16 protein-coding genes are annotated in these 18,631 nt (G+C 64.4%); 7 read left to right on the top strand and 9 right to left on the bottom strand.

The features are described 5' to 3' along the window. Positions 1-359 precede the first annotated feature (359 nt). Positions 360-2,105 carry an acyl-CoA dehydrogenase family protein gene (locus tag NW855_RS13115; protein WP_414508886.1) on the top strand — a complete coding sequence of 582 codons (1,746 nt, stop codon included), beginning with the start codon at positions 360-362 and terminating at the stop codon, positions 2,103-2,105. A 150-nt stretch (positions 2,106-2,255) separates the two neighbouring features. Beyond that, positions 2,256-3,053 (top strand): tryptophan synthase subunit alpha, encoded by a 798-nt coding sequence (trpA, locus tag NW855_RS13110; RefSeq protein WP_414508885.1) that lies wholly within the window; start codon positions 2,256-2,258, stop codon positions 3,051-3,053. Here the strand turns inward: trpA and NW855_RS13105 are convergent. Together NW855_RS13105 and NW855_RS13100 are read right to left on the bottom strand one after the other, a co-directional pair. Next, entirely contained in the window at positions 3,050-5,413 is a 2,364-nt protein-coding gene (locus NW855_RS13105; RefSeq protein ID WP_414508884.1) for an MFS transporter, read from the bottom strand. The genes trpA and NW855_RS13105 overlap by 4 nt on opposite strands. After that, positions 5,410-6,060, bottom strand: coding sequence for a hypothetical protein (locus NW855_RS13100; RefSeq protein ID WP_414508883.1), 651 nt, complete (start codon positions 6,058-6,060; stop codon positions 5,410-5,412). Before NW855_RS13100 ends, NW855_RS13105 begins: the two co-directional genes overlap by 4 nt. Positions 6,061-6,249: 189 nt before the next feature. Between NW855_RS13100 and NW855_RS13095 the strand changes: the two genes are divergently transcribed. After that, positions 6,250-7,239: an NlpC/P60 family protein gene (locus tag NW855_RS13095; protein WP_414508882.1), complete on the top strand. Its 990-nt coding sequence runs from the start codon at positions 6,250-6,252 to the stop codon at positions 7,237-7,239. Between the two features lie 460 nt (positions 7,240-7,699). Here the strand turns inward: NW855_RS13095 and NW855_RS13090 are convergent, their stop codons facing one another. Then, positions 7,700-7,840, bottom strand: coding sequence for a hypothetical protein (locus NW855_RS13090; protein ID WP_414508881.1), 141 nt, complete (start codon positions 7,838-7,840; stop codon positions 7,700-7,702). Between the two features lie 397 nt (positions 7,841-8,237). On the opposite strand from NW855_RS13090, the gene NW855_RS13085 reads away from it, so the two are divergent. After that, the gene (locus NW855_RS13085) at positions 8,238-9,368 is read left to right on the top strand and encodes a TolC family protein (RefSeq protein WP_414508880.1); all 1,131 of its coding nucleotides are present in this window, start codon (positions 8,238-8,240) and stop codon (positions 9,366-9,368) included. Between the two features lie 64 nt (positions 9,369-9,432). Here NW855_RS13085 and NW855_RS13080 read toward each other — a convergent pair whose 3' ends face one another. The 6 genes from NW855_RS13080 to NW855_RS13055 all read right to left on the bottom strand — a co-directional run bounded on the left by NW855_RS13080 (position 9,433) and on the right by NW855_RS13055 (position 16,278). Further along, positions 9,433-10,131, bottom strand: coding sequence for an MgtC/SapB family protein (locus tag NW855_RS13080; RefSeq protein ID WP_414508879.1), 699 nt, complete (start codon positions 10,129-10,131; stop codon positions 9,433-9,435). 56 nt (positions 10,132-10,187) lie between these two features. Continuing rightward, entirely contained in the window at positions 10,188-11,552 is a 1,365-nt protein-coding gene (mgtE, locus tag NW855_RS13075) for a magnesium transporter (protein ID WP_414508878.1), read from the bottom strand. A 336-nt stretch (positions 11,553-11,888) separates the two neighbouring features. After that, entirely contained in the window at positions 11,889-13,463 is a 1,575-nt protein-coding gene (locus NW855_RS13070; RefSeq protein WP_414508877.1) for an ArnT family glycosyltransferase, read from the bottom strand. A 3-nt stretch (positions 13,464-13,466) separates the two neighbouring features. After that, entirely contained in the window at positions 13,467-14,744 is a 1,278-nt protein-coding gene (gene serS, locus NW855_RS13065) for a serine--tRNA ligase (protein ID WP_414508876.1), read from the bottom strand. Positions 14,745-14,771: 27 nt separating this feature from the next. Further along, a complete protein-coding gene (locus NW855_RS13060) occupies positions 14,772-15,458 on the bottom strand; it encodes a Uma2 family endonuclease (protein WP_414508875.1) in 687 nt (228 codons plus the stop codon). Positions 15,459-15,693: 235 nt separating this feature from the next. Next, entirely contained in the window at positions 15,694-16,278 is a 585-nt protein-coding gene (locus NW855_RS13055; RefSeq protein ID WP_414508874.1) for a DUF6263 family protein, read from the bottom strand. Positions 16,279-16,434: 156 nt separating this feature from the next. On the opposite strand from NW855_RS13055, the gene bcp reads away from it, so the two are divergent. The 3 genes from bcp (at position 16,435) to NW855_RS13040 (ending at position 18,576) form a co-directional block, all read left to right on the top strand. Then, entirely contained in the window at positions 16,435-16,929 is a 495-nt protein-coding gene (gene bcp, locus NW855_RS13050) for a thioredoxin-dependent thiol peroxidase (RefSeq protein WP_414508873.1), read from the top strand. Beyond that, complete coding sequence (locus NW855_RS13045; protein ID WP_414508872.1) at positions 16,907-17,623, top strand: ABC transporter ATP-binding protein; 717 nt, start codon at positions 16,907-16,909, stop codon at positions 17,621-17,623. The genes bcp and NW855_RS13045 overlap by 23 nt, the downstream gene beginning before the upstream one ends. 143 nt (positions 17,624-17,766) lie before the next feature. Continuing rightward, entirely contained in the window at positions 17,767-18,576 is an 810-nt protein-coding gene (locus tag NW855_RS13040; protein ID WP_414508871.1) for a PEP-CTERM sorting domain-containing protein, read from the top strand. The last annotated feature ends 55 nt before the right edge of the window (positions 18,577-18,631 follow it).

The following is an 18,631-nucleotide window of genomic DNA, read 5'->3' as shown; positions in this document are numbered from 1 at the left end:
TTCTGATAAGGGTACAGCACTTGGGTTCGCTGCGTGGGGAACAGACGCGCTTTTTTCGCCCTCACCCCCAGCCCCTCTCCCACCTTGTGGGAGAGGGGTGTAGGGGCGCACAGCGGTGCGCCCTGCTGGGCGTTCCCCCTCTCCCGCTCTGCGGGAGAGGGGGACAAAGGGGGTGAGGGCAAAGAGGCGCGCCTGCCCTTTCACGCCCGCGCGGGGAAAGTCGCCCCTGCTGCAGCGATTCTGTGCCGAACCGATGTACCCTTATCAGCCCCTAAGGTTCCCCCTGCTCGCAGGGGGAACCTCAAGGAGGGGTTCTCGAAAAACTGTTGTGCAACGCGCCTAACGAAGGAGTGTGGACGATGGCAATCACTATGCTAACGAAGCAACGGAGCTGTGTATTTCTGATTGAGCCTGCACAGGCAGGCAGTGTGTTCACCCCCGAAGATTTCGATTCCGAGACGCGGCTGATGGGCAAGGCGGCGGACGATTTCGTGCGCCACGAGGTGCTGCCCCTGCTGCCCGAAATCGAGCAGGCGAAAGAGGGCTTGATGCGCGAGTTAGACCGCAAGATGGGCAAGTTGGGCTTTACTGCTGCCGAAGTGCCCACCCACTACGGCGGGCTGGACTTGCCCAAGACGACCGTCGCGCTGATTGTGGAGAAACTCGGACCCGAACCCGCGACCTGCCTGACGCTGCAGGCGCATGCGGGGCTGGCGATTCTGCCGCTGGTGCTGGAAGGCGCGCCCGCCCAAAAAGAGCGCTACCTGCCCAAACTCGCGTCGGGCGAGTGGTGCGGCTCGTTCTGCCTGAGCGAGCCGAGCAGCGGCTCCGACGCGCTGGCGATGCGCACCCGTGCCGTGCCTACCGACGGCGGCTACCTGCTCAACGGCGAGAAGATGTGGGTCACCAACGCGGGCTTCGCCGACCTGTTCACCGTGTTCGCCAAACTCAACGGCGAGCAGTTCACCGCGTTTCTGGTGGAGCGCACGACGCCCGGCGTCAACTTGGGGCGCGAGGAGCATAAAATCGGGCTGCACGGCTCCAGCACGCGGCGCGTGGCGTTCGAGAATGTGTTCGTGCCCGCCGAGAACCTGCTGGGCGAGGTCGGCAAGGCGCACTACATCGCGCTCAACACGCTGAATCTGGGGCGCTACAAGATGGCAGCCAGCGCGCTCGGCACGGGCAAATACGCGCTGGAGCTTGCCACCCGCTACGCCAAAGACCGCCAGCAGTTCGGGCAGCCCATCGCCAACTTCGGGCTGGTGCGCCACAAACTCGCGCGGATGGCGACCCACCTGTTCGCGCTGGAGAGCATGCTGTACCGCACGGGACACCTGATGCAGGCGTGGTTCGACCCGATTCACGACCTGCCGCCTGACCACCCCGAGCTGCACCTGCGCTACCGCGAGGCGGCGTCGGAGTACGCGGGCGAGTGCGCCCTGCTGAAGTTCTACGGCACGGAGGTGCAGTACCTGTGCGCCGACGAGGGCGTGCAGATTCACGGCGGCTACGGCTACACGGAGGACTTCCCCATCGCCAAGATTTTTCGCGAGTCGCGCGTGCCGCGCATCTACGAGGGCACGAACGAAATCAACCGCCTGAACTTCACGCAGCACCTGATTCGGCAGATGCAGCGGGCGGGGCTGCCGTTGCTGGAGGAGGCGCGCACGCAGGCGTCCGTGCTGACCGCCGAGCTGCCGACCGACACGCGCGAGATGCTCAACGCGCTGGTTGCCCAGTTCCGCGCAGCGACGCTTGTGGCGTTCCAGCGGGCGTGGGAAGCGTATGGCGACCACCTGCGCGAGCAGCGTCAGGAGGTCGCCGCCGCGATTGCGGAGATGGCGGTCTACCTGTACGGGCTGGAGAGCATCGTCGCGCGGTTGCCCAAGTTGCAGGGCGCGCACGCCGAAGCGGGCGAGCTGATGGCGCTGCTCTTTGCACGCGAGGGCGCGTTCCACATCCGCGAGCGACTGGAGCTGGTGCTGCACGCGCTGGGCGCGTCGGACGGGACGCCGAACCTGCCTACCCCGCGCATCGATGCGATTGCCGTCGCCAACCGCCTCGCCGAGCATGTGCTGCAACGGGAGGGGTATCCGATTGGGTAAGACCGATTGCATACTCGGCGTCTGCGAATCACCCCCTCCTTCAGGTTCCCCCCGCTTCGCGAGGGGAACCGAGAAGCGCGCCTACTTGGTTCCCCCTGCAGGCAGGGGGAACCTTAAGGAGGGGGTTCACAAAAGGAGCGCCAAAACCCCGTGAAACGCTTAGAGCCAATCTTCGAGGCGCTGCGGGCGCGGGGGGAAGCCGCGCTGATTGCCTACATCACAGCGGGCGACCCGTCGCTGGAACGCCTACCCGACATCCTGCGCCTGCTGCAAGACGCGGGCGTCGACATGGTGGAGGTCGGCTTCCCCTTCAGCGACCCGCTGGCGGATGGACCCGTGATTCAGGCGGCGATGCATCGCGCGTTGCAAGCGGGCACGACACTGCCGCGCGTGCTGGAGACCGTCGCAGCGGTCAGCCCCACGCTGCAGACGCCGCTGATTGCCTTCACCTACTACAACCCTGTGCAGCGGTATGGGCTGGGGCGGTTTGCGCAGGAGGCGGTCGCCGCGGGCTTCACGGCGTGCCTAATGACCGACCTGCCGCCCGACGAGGCAGACGAGTGGCTGCCCCACACGCAGCAGCACAGCTTACAGCCCATCTTCCTGCTGACCCCCACCAGCACCACCGAGCGCATACGCCTGGTGGCAGAGCGGGGGCGGGGGTTCGTCTACTGCGTCTCACGCACGGGCGTCACAGGCGCACGCGACCAACTCCCGTCCGACCTGCCTGAGCTGATACAGCGGATACGCCAGCACACCACACTGCCAATCGCCGTCGGCTTCGGCGTCTCCAAGCCCGACCATGTGCGCCAGATTGCCCAAATCGCCGACGGCGCGGTGGTGGGCAGCCAGCTGGTGCAGTATCTGCACGAGTTCGCCGACTCGCCCCACTGGCAGGCGGCGATTAGCGACTATCTGCGCGGGCTGAAAGCGGCGACGCGCCGTTAAATCACACTCACCGCCAGTAGCCACGATTCCAAGCAATCAGGCGCGTGTGCGAGTTTCTGCAGGGGTGTGTGGTCGGGCATCGCGTGGCGCAGGATTTGCAGCGCGGAGCCGTAGTCGCCGTAGGCGTAGGCGCGCAGCGCGTCCGAGAGTTCGGGTTTCTCGCGCAGGCGCAGCGCAAGCGCCTTCTCGATGAGCCGATCGCGGCGGGGCTCGTCGGCGGTCAGCAGCGTGTAGAGCGAGTCGTAGCGTCCCATCAGTTGGGCGACGCTGAGCGCGATTTGCTGTCGCGCCAGCGGCGATTCGACATGCGCCATCCGCTGCAGCAGCGGCTCGATGTCGTTCGTGTCGCCGTGTTGCGCCAGTGCGCGCGCCAACGCCGCCAACACCGCTGGCTCGGTCTCCTGCTGCAAGCGCAGGCGCAGCAGCGGCGCGAGCGATGGGTCGGCGGGCAGGCTCGCCAGCGCGAGCGCGGCATCCGCCCGCACGCTCGGATGCTCCGACTCCAGCCAGTGCGTGAGCGCATGCGGGTCTGTCGTGTCGTGCAAGGTGTCGGGTTCGGCGCGTTCCAACGCGGCGGCGATGGCTTCCAGCAGGGTCGCCTGCTCCAGCGGACCGGGTGCACGCTCCAGCCGTTGCATCAGGGCAGGCAGGGCGCGCGGGTCGGCGATACGGCGCAGGGCTTGTGCGGCAGCAACCCGCGCCTCGATGCGCTCCGCCTCCAGCAAGGGTAGCAGCGCGTCGGTCGCTTCGGGGCTGCCAATCGCGCCGAGTGCATCCGCCGCCTCCAGCACCAGGTCGCTTGCGGGATCGTGCAACGCGCGTATCAGTGCGGGCACGGCGCGCGAGTCGCCAATCGCGCCTAGCGCACGCGCTGCCTCGCGACGCACTTCGGGGATCGGGTCGTGCAGCGCGGCGGTCAACTCCTCCACCGCCAGCGGCGTTTTCTCTTCCAGCAGGGTGCGAATCGCGTTCAAGCGTGTGGCGACATCCGCCTGACCCCGCAACTGGCGCATCGCACGCCACCCGCGCGGACGCGCCGACGCCCGCAACTGCGACAGCACATAGCGCGTGGAACGCTCCTCTGGCTCGCGAATCGCTCGCAGCCACGGCAACGCCAGCAGCCGAAACAGCGACGCCATCGCAAACAGCACAAAAAAGCGCGTCGGGTCAGGCACATACGGCTTCATCGCCTCCATCAGCGCACCGCTGGCAAACGCCGCCAGACCGCCCATCAGCGACACAATCGCGCTCAGCGCGCCCATATAGACCGCCCGCTGCTCTGGGGGCGCAACCGCCACATTCAAGTTGAACTGCGTCAGCCCCACACCCGCCCACAGCGAACCCGCAAGCACCTGAATGAAGAAGATGACGCCGACGCTCCACACATACCGCTCAGGGTCGGTCAGGAACCATAGGTACGGCAGGAACACCACGCCCCATAGCGACAGCATGAGCAGCGGCTTATTGCCGAACTTGTCCGCCAAGTAGCCCCACACAGGCATCGCCAGACTGCTGAACAGCGCGGCAATCAATCCCGCTACTTGCACCATCAGGTAGGGCATGCGAATCTGCTCCAGCATGTAGACCGTGAAGAATTGTCCTGCGAACATCTGCCCGAACACGAGGAAGGTGTTGAACCCCAGCAGTGAGCGGAAGTTGCGCGTGCGGAACGGCTCGCGATAGAACGCCCAGATGCCGCGCAGCCCGCGCCTTTCGGCGGGCGTGCGGGGCGGCTCAGGTATCTTGCTCAGCGCCCACAGCGACAAAAACAAAAACACCGCGCCCAGTCCGTACAGCGTCGCGAACGCAATCGCCTGCGAGAACCGCTGGTACTTGACCGCCTGGTCGAGGAAAATCGCTGGGGGCAGCGCGGACGCCGCCGACACCAGCCCCAAAATCATGTTGCGCCTGCCGAAGTACCGTCCCCGATAGTCGGGTGGCACCAGCGCGCTCAGCCACGCCAGAAACGCGGGTCCCGCAAACGACCCAAGCACCGCCGACAGAATCAGCAGCCCTGCGAACAGTTGCAGGCGCGGCGCGGAATCGCTCAGGAACGGCAGCAGCGCAATCGCCACAAACGGCAGGCGCGAGTAGAAGGCGTAGCGTATCACCAGCCGCTTCTGGCTCGGCGCGGTGTCGGCAAGGTACGCCGTCAGAATCTGCAGTGCGCCCGCCAGCGACGGCACGGAGGTGATAATCCCAATCCACAGGTCGTTCGCGCCGAAGGCACGCGCCAAGCCGATCTGGAATGCGCCCGAAGTCAGCGCGACAAACAGCGTGAAAAACACCGCGTCCCAGTTCGCCCAGCGCAAGCCCCGCGCAATCTCCAGCCGTGTCAGCCCTTGCGACGGCTGGCTCATAGCGCGCGCACCTCCACCCGCCAGTCCACGATGTCCAAATCGGGGTCGGGCGCGTCCCCGCGCGGCTCCAAATTCGTGTCGGCGTTGCGCACGATGCGGTTCTGGTCAATCCGTAGGTTCAGGTACTGGCTCACGCCCAAGTTTGGGTCGCCCAGCGCGTCCACCACCTTGCGCGTGGGGTCGTTCGGGTCTATGGGGATGCGGTCGGTCGCGATAATGTTCAGCTGGATGAACTGCAGTTGCGCCGCGTCGACGGGGTTGGGAATGAACTGCGTGAGGTCGATCTCGAAGCGTAGGCGGTTGCTGTCGGCGGCGACGGGTTCGCTGAAGCGCGGCGCGCCCAGATACTGGAACACCGACAGGTTCGTGTTGGGCACGACGCGATACAGTGCGTAGCCGCCTGCGGGCTGCAGGGTGTCGTAGCGCATAAAGTGCGTGAACGCGCCTGCCGCAAAGCCGTTGCCCCACGGCGGCGCAACCACAGGCACGGGTCCCGCCTGACCTGTCGGGTCGTTGCTGAGGTTGAACAGCACGAAGTAGTGATAGTCGGGTCGGATGCGCCCTGCGACCTGCACCTCCACCACGATTCGGCGCACGCCGCCCGTTGTGGGGGTGTCGGGGAATCGTGCGCAGGCAGCCAAGCCCACCAGTAAGGCGCAGACGCCTATGCCGATGCTCCGCTTCGCCCTCCCTGACGCGCCCTGCGGCATACCCCAAGTATACCTGCGCGGGCGGGGGCGACTTCAGGGGTTGACACCCCCCGCCAAAATGGGGTATACTGCCCCCGCTTTGCGACCGAGGTCGCAGGGCACGAGACTATCACCAAGGAGGGAACTATGGCAACCATAGTACGCTTGGGGTTGATTGCCCCGCTCGTGAGCCTGATCGTCGCAGCCTCGGCGCAGCGAACCATCACCTACACCGTGCAACCAGGCGACTCGCTCTACACCATCGCTCACAAGCACGGACTGCGCCTGCCCGACCTGCTGGAGGTCAACAACCTGCGCAACCCGCATGCGCTGCAGGTGGGCGACCAAATCAAAATCCCCGTCAAGGGCAACGCAGCAGCGTCGGCGCAGCGCACGGCTCAACCCGCCGCCCCCGCATCGGGTTGGGCGGAACTCAATACCGATCGGGTCAACATCCGTACCGCGCCATCGACGGACGCCAAGCGCATCACCCTCGTCGATCGCTGGACGAAGGTGCAGGTGCTGGGGCGTCAGGGGGACTGGAGTCGCATTCGGCTCCAAAGCGGTACAACAGGCTGGGTGCTTGCCAAGTACCTCAGCCCGACCCAGCCCCCGCAAACACGAAAGCAAGTAGCGAAGCGGACTACAGATCGGAAGCCTGCTCCTCGCCCCGCGCGCGCGTCGGCGTCGCGCACGGCACAGACCCAGTCGCAACCGACCGCCTCCAAAACGCCAGCAACGACGGACGCCTCAGCGGTTGCCGATGGTCAGCCGACCGTGGTGCGTCGTGCGCTGAAGTATCTGGGCACGCGCTACCGCTACGGCGCCAGCAGCGCACGCGGGTTCGACTGCTCGGGCTTCACATCCTATATCTATCGGCAGCACGGCATCAGTCTCCCGCACAACTCCGCCGCGCAGTACCGCGTGGGCAAGCCCGTGAGCCGCAGCGAACTGCGCCCCGGCGATTTGGTCTTTTTCCGCACGCGCGGCAACCGAATCTCGCATGTGGGCATCTACATCGGCAACGGGAAGTTTGTGCATGCTTCCAGCGCGCGGGGGCGCGTGCGCGTCGACACGCTGACCTCAGGCTACTACCATCAGCGTTATGTCGGCGCACGGCGCATCACCAAAAAGTAATCGCATGGACGCGCAAGGCTGCGACACCCGACCCCCTCGCCTGCAAGCGGGCGAGGGGGTCGTATTTTCTGCCCTCACCCCCAACCCCTCTCCCACCCTGTGGGAGCTTATACCAATCGCCGAGCCAGAGTTCACAAAAACGAGTACGCCCGATAACCCCCTCCTTAAGGTTCCCCCTGCAAGCAGGGGGAACCGAACCCACGCGCCCCACGCGGTTCCCCTCGCGAAGCGGGGGGAACCTAAAGGAGGGGGGCAATTGTAAACTCTGCCCTTGCGATTGGTATTATACCAATCGCCGAGCCAGAGTTCACAAAAGTACGGATAAACGAGAACCCCCTCCTCAAGGTTCCCCCTGCGAGCAGGGGGAACCAGTAGGCGCTCCTCTCGCGGTTCCCCTCGCGAAGCGGGGGGAACCTAAAGGAGGGGGGGCAATTGATGAACTTCGGACGCGCGATTGGTATTAGAGGGGTAGGTTTTTTCTCGCGCGGTTGGCGTGGCGGGCGGGACGCCCGCGTTCCCAGCGCAGCGCGGGCTGGGAGCGCGAGCGTCTCGCTCGCATGGCGGCAGAAACGCCCTGCTCGGCGGCTCCGCGAGCAGGCACGCCTGCAAAAAACCTACCCCTTTAAGCCCTGTGGGAGAGGGGAGCGGTTCGCCGAATCCTGTGGAGTGCGGAAGCGGCAGCTTCAGCGTCGGGCGGAAGCTCCGTTTCCGCACTCCATATCCCTTCACTCGCCTCGTGAGCGAGTGAGATGCAGGGTGAGGGTTTCAAAATCGCCATAATCACGAGCACACGGACGAAGTAATCGTGAACTACACTTGTACGGCTGGAATAAGCCTTCTGGGGACTACCTTAGCCACTGGGGGTTGTAAACTATCCCCAATTTGCTTATTTTTGGCGTCTTTTGGGCGATATCGCTTGACTTTATCGCTTTGCGTTGGGTACACTATCCCCGCGCACGCTCGCCGTGCGACATAATCCCAAACAGGAGGTGATTCCCATGATTCGTTTCGTCTTGGGCGCGATGGCGTGCGTTGCCGTCGCGCACGCGGACACCATAACGCTGACGGACGCGCTGCAGCGGGTCGCCCAGAACCATCCGCTGGCGCGCGCGATGGCGCTGGAGCTGGAGGCGACGCGCTGGCGTGGGCGCGCGGAGGCTGCCTTCGCGCCGATGAGTGTCTACCTTGCGCCGATGATTTCGGACGGCGGCTCTGGCGAGGAGTTGATCGTGCAGCAACCGCTGGAGCTGAACGGCGGTCAGCGCGCCCGCGCCGCGCTTAGCCACGCGCGCTACCAGCTCCACCGTGCAGAGACGCAAAGCGCGCTCAACGAGTTGCTGACCCAGACTGCCGAAGCGTTCGTAGACGCCTACGCCTACCAGCGTCGCTTGGAGGCGGTCGCGCACTATGTGCAGACGCTTGACGCGCTGCAGCCGCAGGGCGCCGTTCACGCGCCGCGCGAGACTGCACTGGCGCGGGCAGTGGAGTTTGGCGAAGCGCACCGCCGCGCGCTCTATCGGCTGAACGCGCTGCTGCAGCGACCACTGGACGCGCCGCTTGCGCTGATGCCAGTGCAGGAGCTGCCCGACATGCCCACGGCGGACGACGCTGTAGACGCGGACGCCGCCCAGTTAGCCCTGCTGCAGGCGGAGCTGCGCCTGATGCGGGCGCAGCTGCTGCCCGATGTCGTGCTGCAGACGCGCGTGGAGAAGTTTGCGGGCAACGCGACGCGCCCTGCCTACGCGCTGGTGCTGGAGTTCCCGCTGATTGACTACGGCGCGCGCCGCGCCGAGATTCGCGCCCAGCAACTGCTGATACAGGCGCAGGAACTGCGCATGGAGGCAGCGCGCCTGCAGGCGCAGGCGGAACAGCGCACTGCGGAGGACGCCTACCGCGCGGCGCGCGCGCAGCTGACGCAAGCGCAGCAGCGCGTCGAGAGGCTCACTGCCGCACGCGCACAAACCGTCGCCAACGACGCCAGCACCCTGCTGGAACACGCGACCGAGCTGTGGCGCGCCCGCATGGAACTCATCGACGCGGAGCATCGCGCCCTACGCGCGTGGGTTGCGTGGAAATCCATCGACGAAGCGTTCCTGAAGGGGGTGAGACTGCATGCGATCCGACCCTGACCCCGTGAATCGTCCCCTCGAACCATAAGAGCAGGCGTTGTGGTGTGTGCGCCTGCTCTTCGCTTTAATCGCTCTCTATGGCTGCTGCCCAACTGACCGCTGAGACGCCCGATTCCAAGCTCAGGCGCGCGATGACCTCTTCCAGCGCGGCGTGCGCAGGCGTCTGGGCGACGACCTCCGCCTCCACGCGCACCCGATCGGTGTCTTCGATGTCCACGCTATCGAGGCTGCGCAGAATCAGCGGTCCCGCGCTCAGCATTTGCACCAGCAGGGCGCGAATGTGCAGTTCGTTCGCCTGCTGGCACACCAAGCGCAGCGTGTAGCGGAGCCCCAGCTCGCTGGCGCCCGTGTTCACCTGGTCAATCTGGCGCGCGAGCGGGCGCAGCAGCACATTGCTGAGAATCACCAGCAGGGCGGCGGCGGTCGCCAGCAGCGGGTAGCCTGAGCCTGCCAGCACACCGACCGACGCCGCGCCCCAGAGGGTGGCGGCGGTGTTCAGCCCGCGCACGCCCGCGCCCTCGCGCATAATCACGCCCGCGCCCAGAAACCCGATTCCAGACGCCACCTGCGCCGCGATGCGGGTGGGGCTGTTCTCGCCTTCCACGACGGTCGCCAGCGCGACGAACGCCGCCGAGCCGACCGCGACCAGCGCGTTCGTACGCAAGCCCGCCGCACGCTGACGCCACTGACGCTCGATCCCGATCAACACACCTAAACCGAGCGCGGTCAACAGGTTCACCATAATTGGCAGATGCATCGTCATCCTAATCGCCTCCCTCGCTGGGCGCGGGGACGGTAGCCGCCCCCGCGCCGTTTGTATCACTGCTTAATCAGGTCGCTGAGGAACCAGTAGGCGTAGCCGAAGTAAATCATCACGCCCGACAAGTCCATTATCGAGGTAATCACGGGACCGCTGAGCGTGGCGGGATCAAAGCCCAACCGCCGCGCCGCGAACGGCAGCCCTACGCCAATCAGGCTGCCCACAATCGTCACGGTGAGCATCGCTAAGCCGACGACCAACAGCACACTGCCGCCAATCCCTTTGGAGAAGTACGCCAGAATCGCCTCCAGCACGCCGATTGTGACGCCCATCGCCAGCGCGACGGGCACATCGCGCTTGAGAATAAACAGGAAGTCGCGCAGGCGCAGGCGCACCTGTCCCAGCGCCATCGCGCGAATCACCAGCGTCGCTGACTGACTGCCCGTGTTGCCGCCCATGTCGATAATCGGCGCGATGAACGCCGCCAGCACAATCGCGCTGGAGAGCAGCTCCTCCTGCTGCGCCACGAAGGTGGAGGTGATAACCCCGAAAAAGGTCAGCACAATCAGCCAGAAGACACGCGCCTTGAAAATGCGCAGCAGCGGCGACTGCACGATATCCACATCAGGTCCGCCCATGGCGACCGTACCGCCGAACACGGTCAGCCGCTGCGCCTCGCTCTCCTCGACCAGTTCCAGCCCGCGCTCGGCGTCAATCGCGCCGACCAGTCGCCCCTCCTTGTCCACGACGGCAATCAGCGGATACTGCCGACGCACGAACATCTCGGCGACTTTGTCTTGGCTGTCGTAGGCGGAGACGGCGACGGGCGCGTCGCTGATGAGCATCTTGAGCGGCGCGCTTGGCGGCGCCTTGAGCAACTGCGCCGCCGTCACATAGCCCAGATACTGACGCCCTTCGCCCAGCACCAGCACCATCTGCAGATACTCTGGATCCAGCGGCGACTCGCGCAGCCGTTGCAACGCCTCGTGCGCGGGCGTGTCGGCAGGCAACGCCAAGTAGTTCGGGTTCATCACGCGCCCCGCCGAACCTTCGGGGTAGCCCAGCAGCAGGCTCATCGACTGGCGCACCTCGGGACTGACCTCCAGCAGCACGCGCTTGGCGACCTTCGCAGGCAACTCCTCGAACAACGCCACCCGCTCGTCAGGCTCCATGCTCTCCACCAGCCGAATCAGGTCGGGGTCGTCCATCGCGCGCACCAAGTCGCTCTGCTCGCTGCGCGCCAGCGATTCGAACACCTGCAGGGCGCGCTCCTTGTCCAGTAGTCGGAACAGCAGCGCCTGCTCCTGCGGCGACAACTCACGCAGACACTGCACAACCGCGTCTACCTTCGCCTCACGCAGCAACGCCTTGAGACCATCCAGATTCTGCTCCGAAAGCAGATTCTTGATCGTTTGCATCAGCATAGCGGTTCACCTCCTTAGTTTTTTGATTGATTATTGCGTAATTCACGCGCAGACGCGCGAAATCGCGCACGCGCTGCCGTGCAGACGCGACACAATCGCCGCGTGTACGGCGTTCTTTGCAACAATCGGCTGGTGGTTCGCTGTGAGAGGGTTCCCCTGACACTGTGGCGGGCGTCGTTGCGCTCCAAGCGTGCGAACCAACGAATTATACCACACGCCCGCGCGCCGTGTCAAGTGTTTAGGCGCAAAAGCGGGGATTTTGGGGCAATTTGGAGGCAAATTTCATCCCCGAAACATCGGAAGGGCAAGCAACGGCTCTGGATGTCTACAGCGGGCTTAGGGCGGCTTCTGTTGGCTCTGCGTATACTTTGGCGCGAAGAGATAGAACGCGCGTCCCATCGCCTGCGCTTGCCCGATGCGAATTGCCGTTTCGCCGCCGAAATCGGGGTCGGTCGTGAGGCAGTACGCGCCCGTTTGGGTCATCTGCGCTTGGGCTGTTGCAGGGTTGCTGACGGGCATGTACGCGCCCCGCCGATAAAACTGCAGGCTGGGGTAGCCAGGGTTCACGCGGTACACGATCAGCGTGCGGTAGGGCGGCGGCTTGAGCGCAAGTTCGCGCACAGGGCGCAGCGCGAGGCGGTCATAGCCCGTCAGCGCGCCGTTCCAGCCGATCAGCAGCGCGAGCGCGCCCACCCCCCGCATCCACGGCGGCGCGACGGGGCGATTCAGTGCCAGCATCGCTAACGGCATGCCCAGCGCGAGCGCAACCGCCCACGGCGCGCCTTCCCAGAGCGGACGATACAGCGCGACACCCGCCCACACCGCCGCGCCCAGCAGCACGACGAGCGTCCCCGCACGGCGCATTTGCCACTCGTGCTGCGCCGAATCGCCTGCCGACGCAAGCCGCGCCTGCGCCACACGCGCCCCCACCAACAACGCCAGCGCGGGGAACATCGGGAAGATGTACGCGGGCAACTTCGTGAAACTCAGCGTGAACAGCCCGAACACCAGCCACGCCCAGCGACGCAAGTAGAGCCGCAGCGGGTCGTCCTCGCGCGTCCACAGCACACGCACCCCGCCCACCATCGACAGCCCGCCCAGCCACAGCACCACGACATAAAACAACAGATACAGCGCGACGCCTGCCAGCACGCTGCCCACATCCCCGCGCTGAATCAGCGGCAGCACCGAGTGCGCCGTGTCGCCTCCCGCGAAGCGCAGCAGGTTCTGCTTGACCACGAACTCGTTGAAAAACGCCGCGCCATGCTGCAGGTAGACCCCCACATACCATGGCAGCGCGGTCAGCAGCGCGACGCCCAGCGCGAACAGCACCCAGCGGAATCGCAGCCCCCGCGCGTGCAGCGTCCGCGCGTTCCACACATACAAAAGCCCCACCAGCCCCAGCCCGAAAGGTCCTTTGGTGAGGAACGCCAGCCCCAGCGCGACGCCGCCAATCAGGCTCCAGCCCAACCCGCGCGCCTCCCACAGCGCAATCACCGCCACCGTCAGGAAAAACGCGAGCGACATGTCGGTAATCGCCAGCCGCGCCAAGATAAGGCTCAGCGGCGCGAGCGCGAACAGCAGCGCCGCCCAACTCCCCGCGCCCTGCCCCAGCCGACGATTGCCCCACCACGCCAGCAGCAGAATGGTCAGCGCGTACATCAGGGCGGATGGCAACCGCAGCGCGAACTCGTTCTCACCGAAGGCGCGCATGCTGCCCACCATCAGCCAATACAACAGCGGGGGCTTTTCGAACCACGGCTCACCCAGAAAGGTCGGCGTGCGCCAGTCGCCTGACTGACGCATCGCCCACGCAACAGAGGCGTAAAACCCCTCGTCGAGGTCGGTCAACCCGAAGGCGCGCAGGTCAATCAGCGCCGCCAGTACGCACAGCCACAGCAGCCAACGCATCGGCTACGGGGTTAGGACTCGGACGCCGTCCATATAGGGGCGCAGCGCATCGGGAATCACGACGCTGCCGTCCGCCTGCTGGTAGTTCTCCAGTATCGCCGCCATCAGGCGCGGGGTCGCCACACCCGAAGCGTTCAGCGTATGCACGAACTCTGGCTTGGCGGTCGGCTCGGGGCGGTAGCGGATGTTCGCCCGCCGCGCTTGGAACGCCTCGAAGTTGCTGCACGAAGACACTTCCAGCCACATCTGCACACCTGGCGCCCACACCTCAAGGTCATAGCACTTGGCGGCGGCGAAGCCCAAGTCGCCCGTGCAAAGCGCGACGATGCGGTAGGGCAACTCCAGCCGCTGCAGCACCGTCTCGGCGTCGCGCAGCAGTTTCTCGTGTTCCTCGTAGGAGGTTTCGGGCGTGGTGAACTTGACCAGCTCCACCTTGTTGAACTGGTGCAGGCGCAGCAGCCCGCGCGTGGCTTTGCCCGCCGCGCCCGCCTCGCGCCGAAAACACGGCGAATACGCTACCAAATTAATAGGCAACTGCTCCGCCGACAGAATCTCCTCGCGATACAGATTCGTCACGGGCACTTCGGCGGTCGGAATGAGATACAGCGGGTCGTCGGCGCAGCGGTACATCTCCTCCTCGAACTTGGGCAGTTGCCCCGTGCCGACCATCACTTCGGGGCGCACCAGAAACGGCGGGAAGACCTCCACATAGCCGTGTTCGCGCGTGTGCAAGTCCAGCATAAAGTTGATGAGGGCGCGCTCCAGCCGTGCGCCCAGCCCTGTGTAGAAGTGGAACCCGCTGCCGCCGACCTTCGCGCCGCGCTCGAAGTCGATAAGCCCCAGCGACTCTGCCAGTTCCCAGTGGGGCTTGGGTTCGAACGCCATCGGGTGGGGCTGCCCGCCGCGCCGCACCTCGACATTCTCGCTCGCGTCGTTGCCGACGGGCGTCGTGGAGTGGGGAATATTCGGCAGCAGCAGCAGTTTCGCCTCGCGCTCGGCTTCCAGCGCGCGCCGCTCATCTTCGAGAGCCTCAATCTGCGCTTTGAGGCTGCGCAGTTGCTCCAGCAGCGGCTCGGTATCCTCGCCCGCCTTTTTGCGCAGGGGGATCTCTTTGGAGACGCGGTTCTGCTCGGCGGTGAGGGTCTCCACTTGGGTGGTGATTTCGCGCCACCGCTGGTCGATTGCCAGCCATTCGTCGAGGAGGTCGGTTGGGTAGCCGCGTTTGTGCAGCGCGTCGCGCACCGTGTCGGGTTCACTGCGCAGGAGTCGGTAGTCCAGCATACCGCTAATTGTACCGAAACGGCTGCATTAGGGCTGTGGCTCGTCGTCGCTGATGACGCCCTGCTGACGCAATCGCTCGCGCAACTGTTCCAGTTCGGCTTGCAACTGCGCGGCGCGCGCCTCCGCCTGCTCCCGCGCCGCACGCTCCCGCGCCTCGCGCTCCTCCCGCGTCAACACCAACTGCCCCTCGCTGTCCCACAACCGCAACCACGACCACACACGACCACGATACGACCCACGCCACACCCCCACATACGCACCCAACACCTCACTCCACAACCAACCACGCGCATCAGGCTCTATCCGAACATAACCATCCGCAGTCAAACGATACCCCACCAACTCCCCACTACGCCGATCAAACCAAAAATACTCAGGCACACGAAACACATGCGCGTAAAACTTCACATTCTTGTCCACATCCTTCGCGCGCGTGGAACTGGAAATAAACTCCACCACCAAGTCGGGATACCGACCATCCTCATTCCACACCACCCAACTGTCGCGCGGCTTGGTTCCGTCCACACCCTTCACAAGGAAAAAGTCGGGACCTTTGAAACGCGGCTTGCGTTTTGGGGTTTCGGCTTCCACATACTCCTCGATCTCTTTGGCTTGTTGGAGGCTGTAGTAGATGAACATATTGCCGCCGCAGAAGTAGTGGTTGGGTTCGCCGAGGTGGTTGCGGACGAGTTCGTCGAGGAGTGAGATGCTCACGACATGCCAATCCGATTCCATTCGGTCTCCGTCTCCTGGGGGTAGTTTGAGTTGTTGGAGTTGTTCCAGCGACGCTTGGATGTGTTCGGGCAGCGGTGTTGGTTCCGCTTGCCGCTTGGTGCGTTTAGCGCGTTTGGGTTGGGCGGTTGCCGTCTGCGTCGCCATCGCGAAGGGATTATACCTCACGCGCAGCAGGCTCGCCCCTGCTGCGCGTGGATGGCTAAGCAACAGAGGATTACTTCACCAGTTCCATCTTCAGCGTGCCGTCGATGGGCATTGGCGCGCCCTCGACCTGCATGCCCTTGATACGGGCTTCCATCTTGACGAGCATGCCCGTTTTGGGGTCTATCCAGTTGAAGCCGTCCGCGCTGTAGCCTTCCCCTTCTTTGGCGTTGACCGAGCGAGCCGTCATTTTAATTTCGACCTTCTCCACGCCAACGAACTCGTAGTCGATCTTCAGCTCGCCCCCAGCATTTTTGACCGTCTCGCTCCACTTGTCGCCGACCTTGACGGGTTTTTCGGGGTAGACCATCTGCGCAGCGTTCATCTGCTGCATCATGGCGTCCCCGCCGTCCACTTTCGCGACGGCGCCGTTGGGCTTGAAGGTCATCTTGGTCGCGGGGGGTGCAGGCTGGGGCATCTCTTGGTCGCCGAACTTGATAGTCAACTCGCTCGACGCCGATTCCATCTGGATATTGCCGTTCTCCTCCACCTTCACCACCTTGTTTGTGACTGTAGTAGTTACGAATACAGGTTGCCCGCCGAAGTCGATATCCATCGACGAGCGGTATTTGAAGGTGTTGCCCTCTTTGACATTCAATTTGAGGGTTTATTCCTGTGCGATTGCCGCGCTCAGACTCAGCAGCGCGCACGCCGTTAGCAGCGTTGCTCGAAACACTCGTGTCATCGGTTCAGCCTCCTGTCGCGCGGTTGCGCAACGCGATTATACCCCACCAGACGGTATAATTGGCGTGCTATGGCTATCCTAACGCGCGGTTCGATCGCCCCCGACTTCAGCCTTGCCGACCAGCAGGGCAACCCAGTGCGCCTAAGCGACTATCGGGGGCGATGGGTGGTGCTATACTTCTATCCGAAAGACATGACGCCCGGCTGCACGCAGGAGGCGTGTTCGTTCCGCGATGTGCATGCCGATCTGGTGCAAGAGGGTGCGGTGGTGCTGGGCGTCAGCGCGGACGATGTGCAGAGCCATCGCCAATTCGCCGATAAATACGAATTGCCGTTCCCGCTGCTGGCGGATACCGACCACACGGTAAGCGAGGCATATGGTGCGTGGCGCAAGAAGCACATGTACGGCAAAGAGTTCTGGGGCGTGGATCGCATCACTTACCTGATCGCGCCCGACGGCAGGGTGCACCAGGTATTCACGAAGGTCAAGCCCGCCGCGCACGGCGACGAGGTGTTGACCGCCATCCGACAGGCGAAACAGGATGAATCCAGCGGTGCTGATTGAGGCGCAGGGCGCGTCGCTGATTTACCGTGACGGCGAGCGCGAGGTGCGCGCCGTCGACTCGGTGAGCCTGCAGGTGCGCCCCAGCGAGTTCGTGGGGATTGTCGGTCCGTCGGGGTCGGGCAAGAGTTCGCTGCTGTATCTGCTGAGCGGGCTGAAGTTGCCCACGCACGGCACGGTGCGCTATCGCGGGCGGTGCTACACGGAGGCGTCGGACGCCGAGCGCAGCGCGATGCGCCGCGAGCGGTTCGGGTTCGTGTTCCAGCAGCCCTACCTGCTGGGCTACCTGACCGTGCTGGAGAATGTTGTGGTTGGCGCGCCCGATGTGCGTGCGTATCGCGAGCGCGCGCTGTGGCTACTGGAGCAGTTAGGGTTGGCGGACAAGGCGCATCGCTTCCCATCCGCGCTGTCGGGCGGCGAGCGTCAACGGGCGTGTGTGGCGCGCGCCCTGCTGATGGAGCCAGAGGTCATCTTCGCCGACGAGCCGACCGCTGCGCTGGATCAAGCTACAGGGCTGCATGTGCTGGATCTGCTGGAACAGCATCGAGGCAGCGGCGCGGTCGTGCTGGTTACGCACGATCCTCTGATGCTGCGCTACTGTGATACGGTCTACAAACTGCGTAATGGGCAGGTGGAGTCGGTGGAGCGGGCGCGGGGCAAGGCGTCGGAACCCGCCGCGCCGCCCACAACGCCGTAAGCCCAACTGCCAGCCACCAGCCCCAGAGTGCGACACTTGTAAAGTAAGGCATGCCCGCCAGCCCCACAAACAACGCCGCGTTCACCCAGAGCCAGCGGTCGCGTAGCTGCGCCCCAAGCCACGCACACAGAACCGCCATACCGATGAAAAAGAGCATCGTGTCGTCTCCCCACACCGATTATTCCACAATTCGGCTCGAATTGCCCCTGACCGCCCGCAATTTCACAGCGTTTGGCACAAAAGTTGCTGTTGCTGGAAGTGGCTCTATGCCGACGCTTCTTTGCCCAGAAGCGTTCGGCGCGAGGGAGCCACACACGCTGCAAAGGAGGATTATGATGCGACGAACACTGTATGCAGTAGCGATGAGCGCGGCGCTGGTTGCTGGAGCGCACGCATGGACGGTAACAATTATCAACAGCTCGGGAGTATTGAACCCTGGTGCTGTGACGACCAATGTGCCTGCAGTGGTGCTTACTGCCCCACTGCCACAGGTCACCTTCCTGACTGCTGCTGGCGTACCGAACCCGATTCTGGTCGGCGACGGCACCCCCTTCACGAACGGCGGCTACAGCGCGACCTACTCGATTGCCCCAAGCCATGGTGACGGCAATCTAACAGGCTTCAACTTCGTCATCGCGGCGTTCATTCAGGGCAACGCGCAAATTCTGTGGCAGAAGAAGGTCGTGCGCAACTCGGACAACGCAATCCTGTACAATGATGCGGGAACGATAAGCAGCTCAGGCTCCTATGTGTTCTCCGTAAGTCTGTCTCAGCCTGCCAACGATGTGACGGTCTACGAGAACTTCTTTCTGTTCATTACGGGCAGTGCGCCGGGCACAGATACTGCCTCGCTCCTACTGGTGGAGCAGGACTGGGTGCCTGAGCCTGCGAGCCTGATTGCGCTGGGCGCGGGTCTGGCGGGTCTGGTCGGGCTGCGCCGCCGCGTGCGCTAAGTCGCGCTCATTATAAGGGTCAACGCGAGGGCTGGCAACCGCGCCAGCCCTTTTT

The sequence above is a fragment of the Synechococcus sp. RC10B2 genome (genome assembly GCF_047502635.1).
The sequence above is the reverse complement of the archived record's forward strand: the minus strand, read 5'-3'. Positions and strand labels throughout refer to the sequence as shown.

Excerpts from the sequence above, each read along its gene's own strand:
- NW855_RS13115 (WP_414508886.1), top strand. The coding sequence starts at position 360 with ATGGCAATCACTATGCTAACGAAGCAACGGAGCTGTGTATTTCTGATT.
- NW855_RS13105 (WP_414508884.1), bottom strand. The coding sequence starts at position 5,413 with ATGAGCCAGCCGTCGCAAGGGCTGACACGGCTGGAGATTGCGCGGGGC.
- NW855_RS13095 (WP_414508882.1), top strand. The coding sequence starts at position 6,250 with ATGGCAACCATAGTACGCTTGGGGTTGATTGCCCCGCTCGTGAGCCTG.
- NW855_RS13085 (WP_414508880.1), top strand. The coding sequence starts at position 8,238 with ATGATTCGTTTCGTCTTGGGCGCGATGGCGTGCGTTGCCGTCGCGCAC.
- NW855_RS13080 (WP_414508879.1), bottom strand. The coding sequence starts at position 10,131 with ATGACGATGCATCTGCCAATTATGGTGAACCTGTTGACCGCGCTCGGT.
- mgtE (WP_414508878.1), bottom strand. The coding sequence starts at position 11,552 with ATGCTGATGCAAACGATCAAGAATCTGCTTTCGGAGCAGAATCTGGAT.
- NW855_RS13070 (WP_414508877.1), bottom strand. The coding sequence starts at position 13,463 with ATGCGTTGGCTGCTGTGGCTGTGCGTACTGGCGGCGCTGATTGACCTG.
- serS (WP_414508876.1), bottom strand. The coding sequence starts at position 14,744 with ATGCTGGACTACCGACTCCTGCGCAGTGAACCCGACACGGTGCGCGAC.
- bcp (WP_414508873.1), top strand. The coding sequence starts at position 16,435 with ATGGCTATCCTAACGCGCGGTTCGATCGCCCCCGACTTCAGCCTTGCC.
- NW855_RS13045 (WP_414508872.1), top strand. The coding sequence starts at position 16,907 with ATGAATCCAGCGGTGCTGATTGAGGCGCAGGGCGCGTCGCTGATTTAC.
- NW855_RS13040 (WP_414508871.1), top strand. The coding sequence starts at position 17,767 with ATGAAAAAGAGCATCGTGTCGTCTCCCCACACCGATTATTCCACAATT.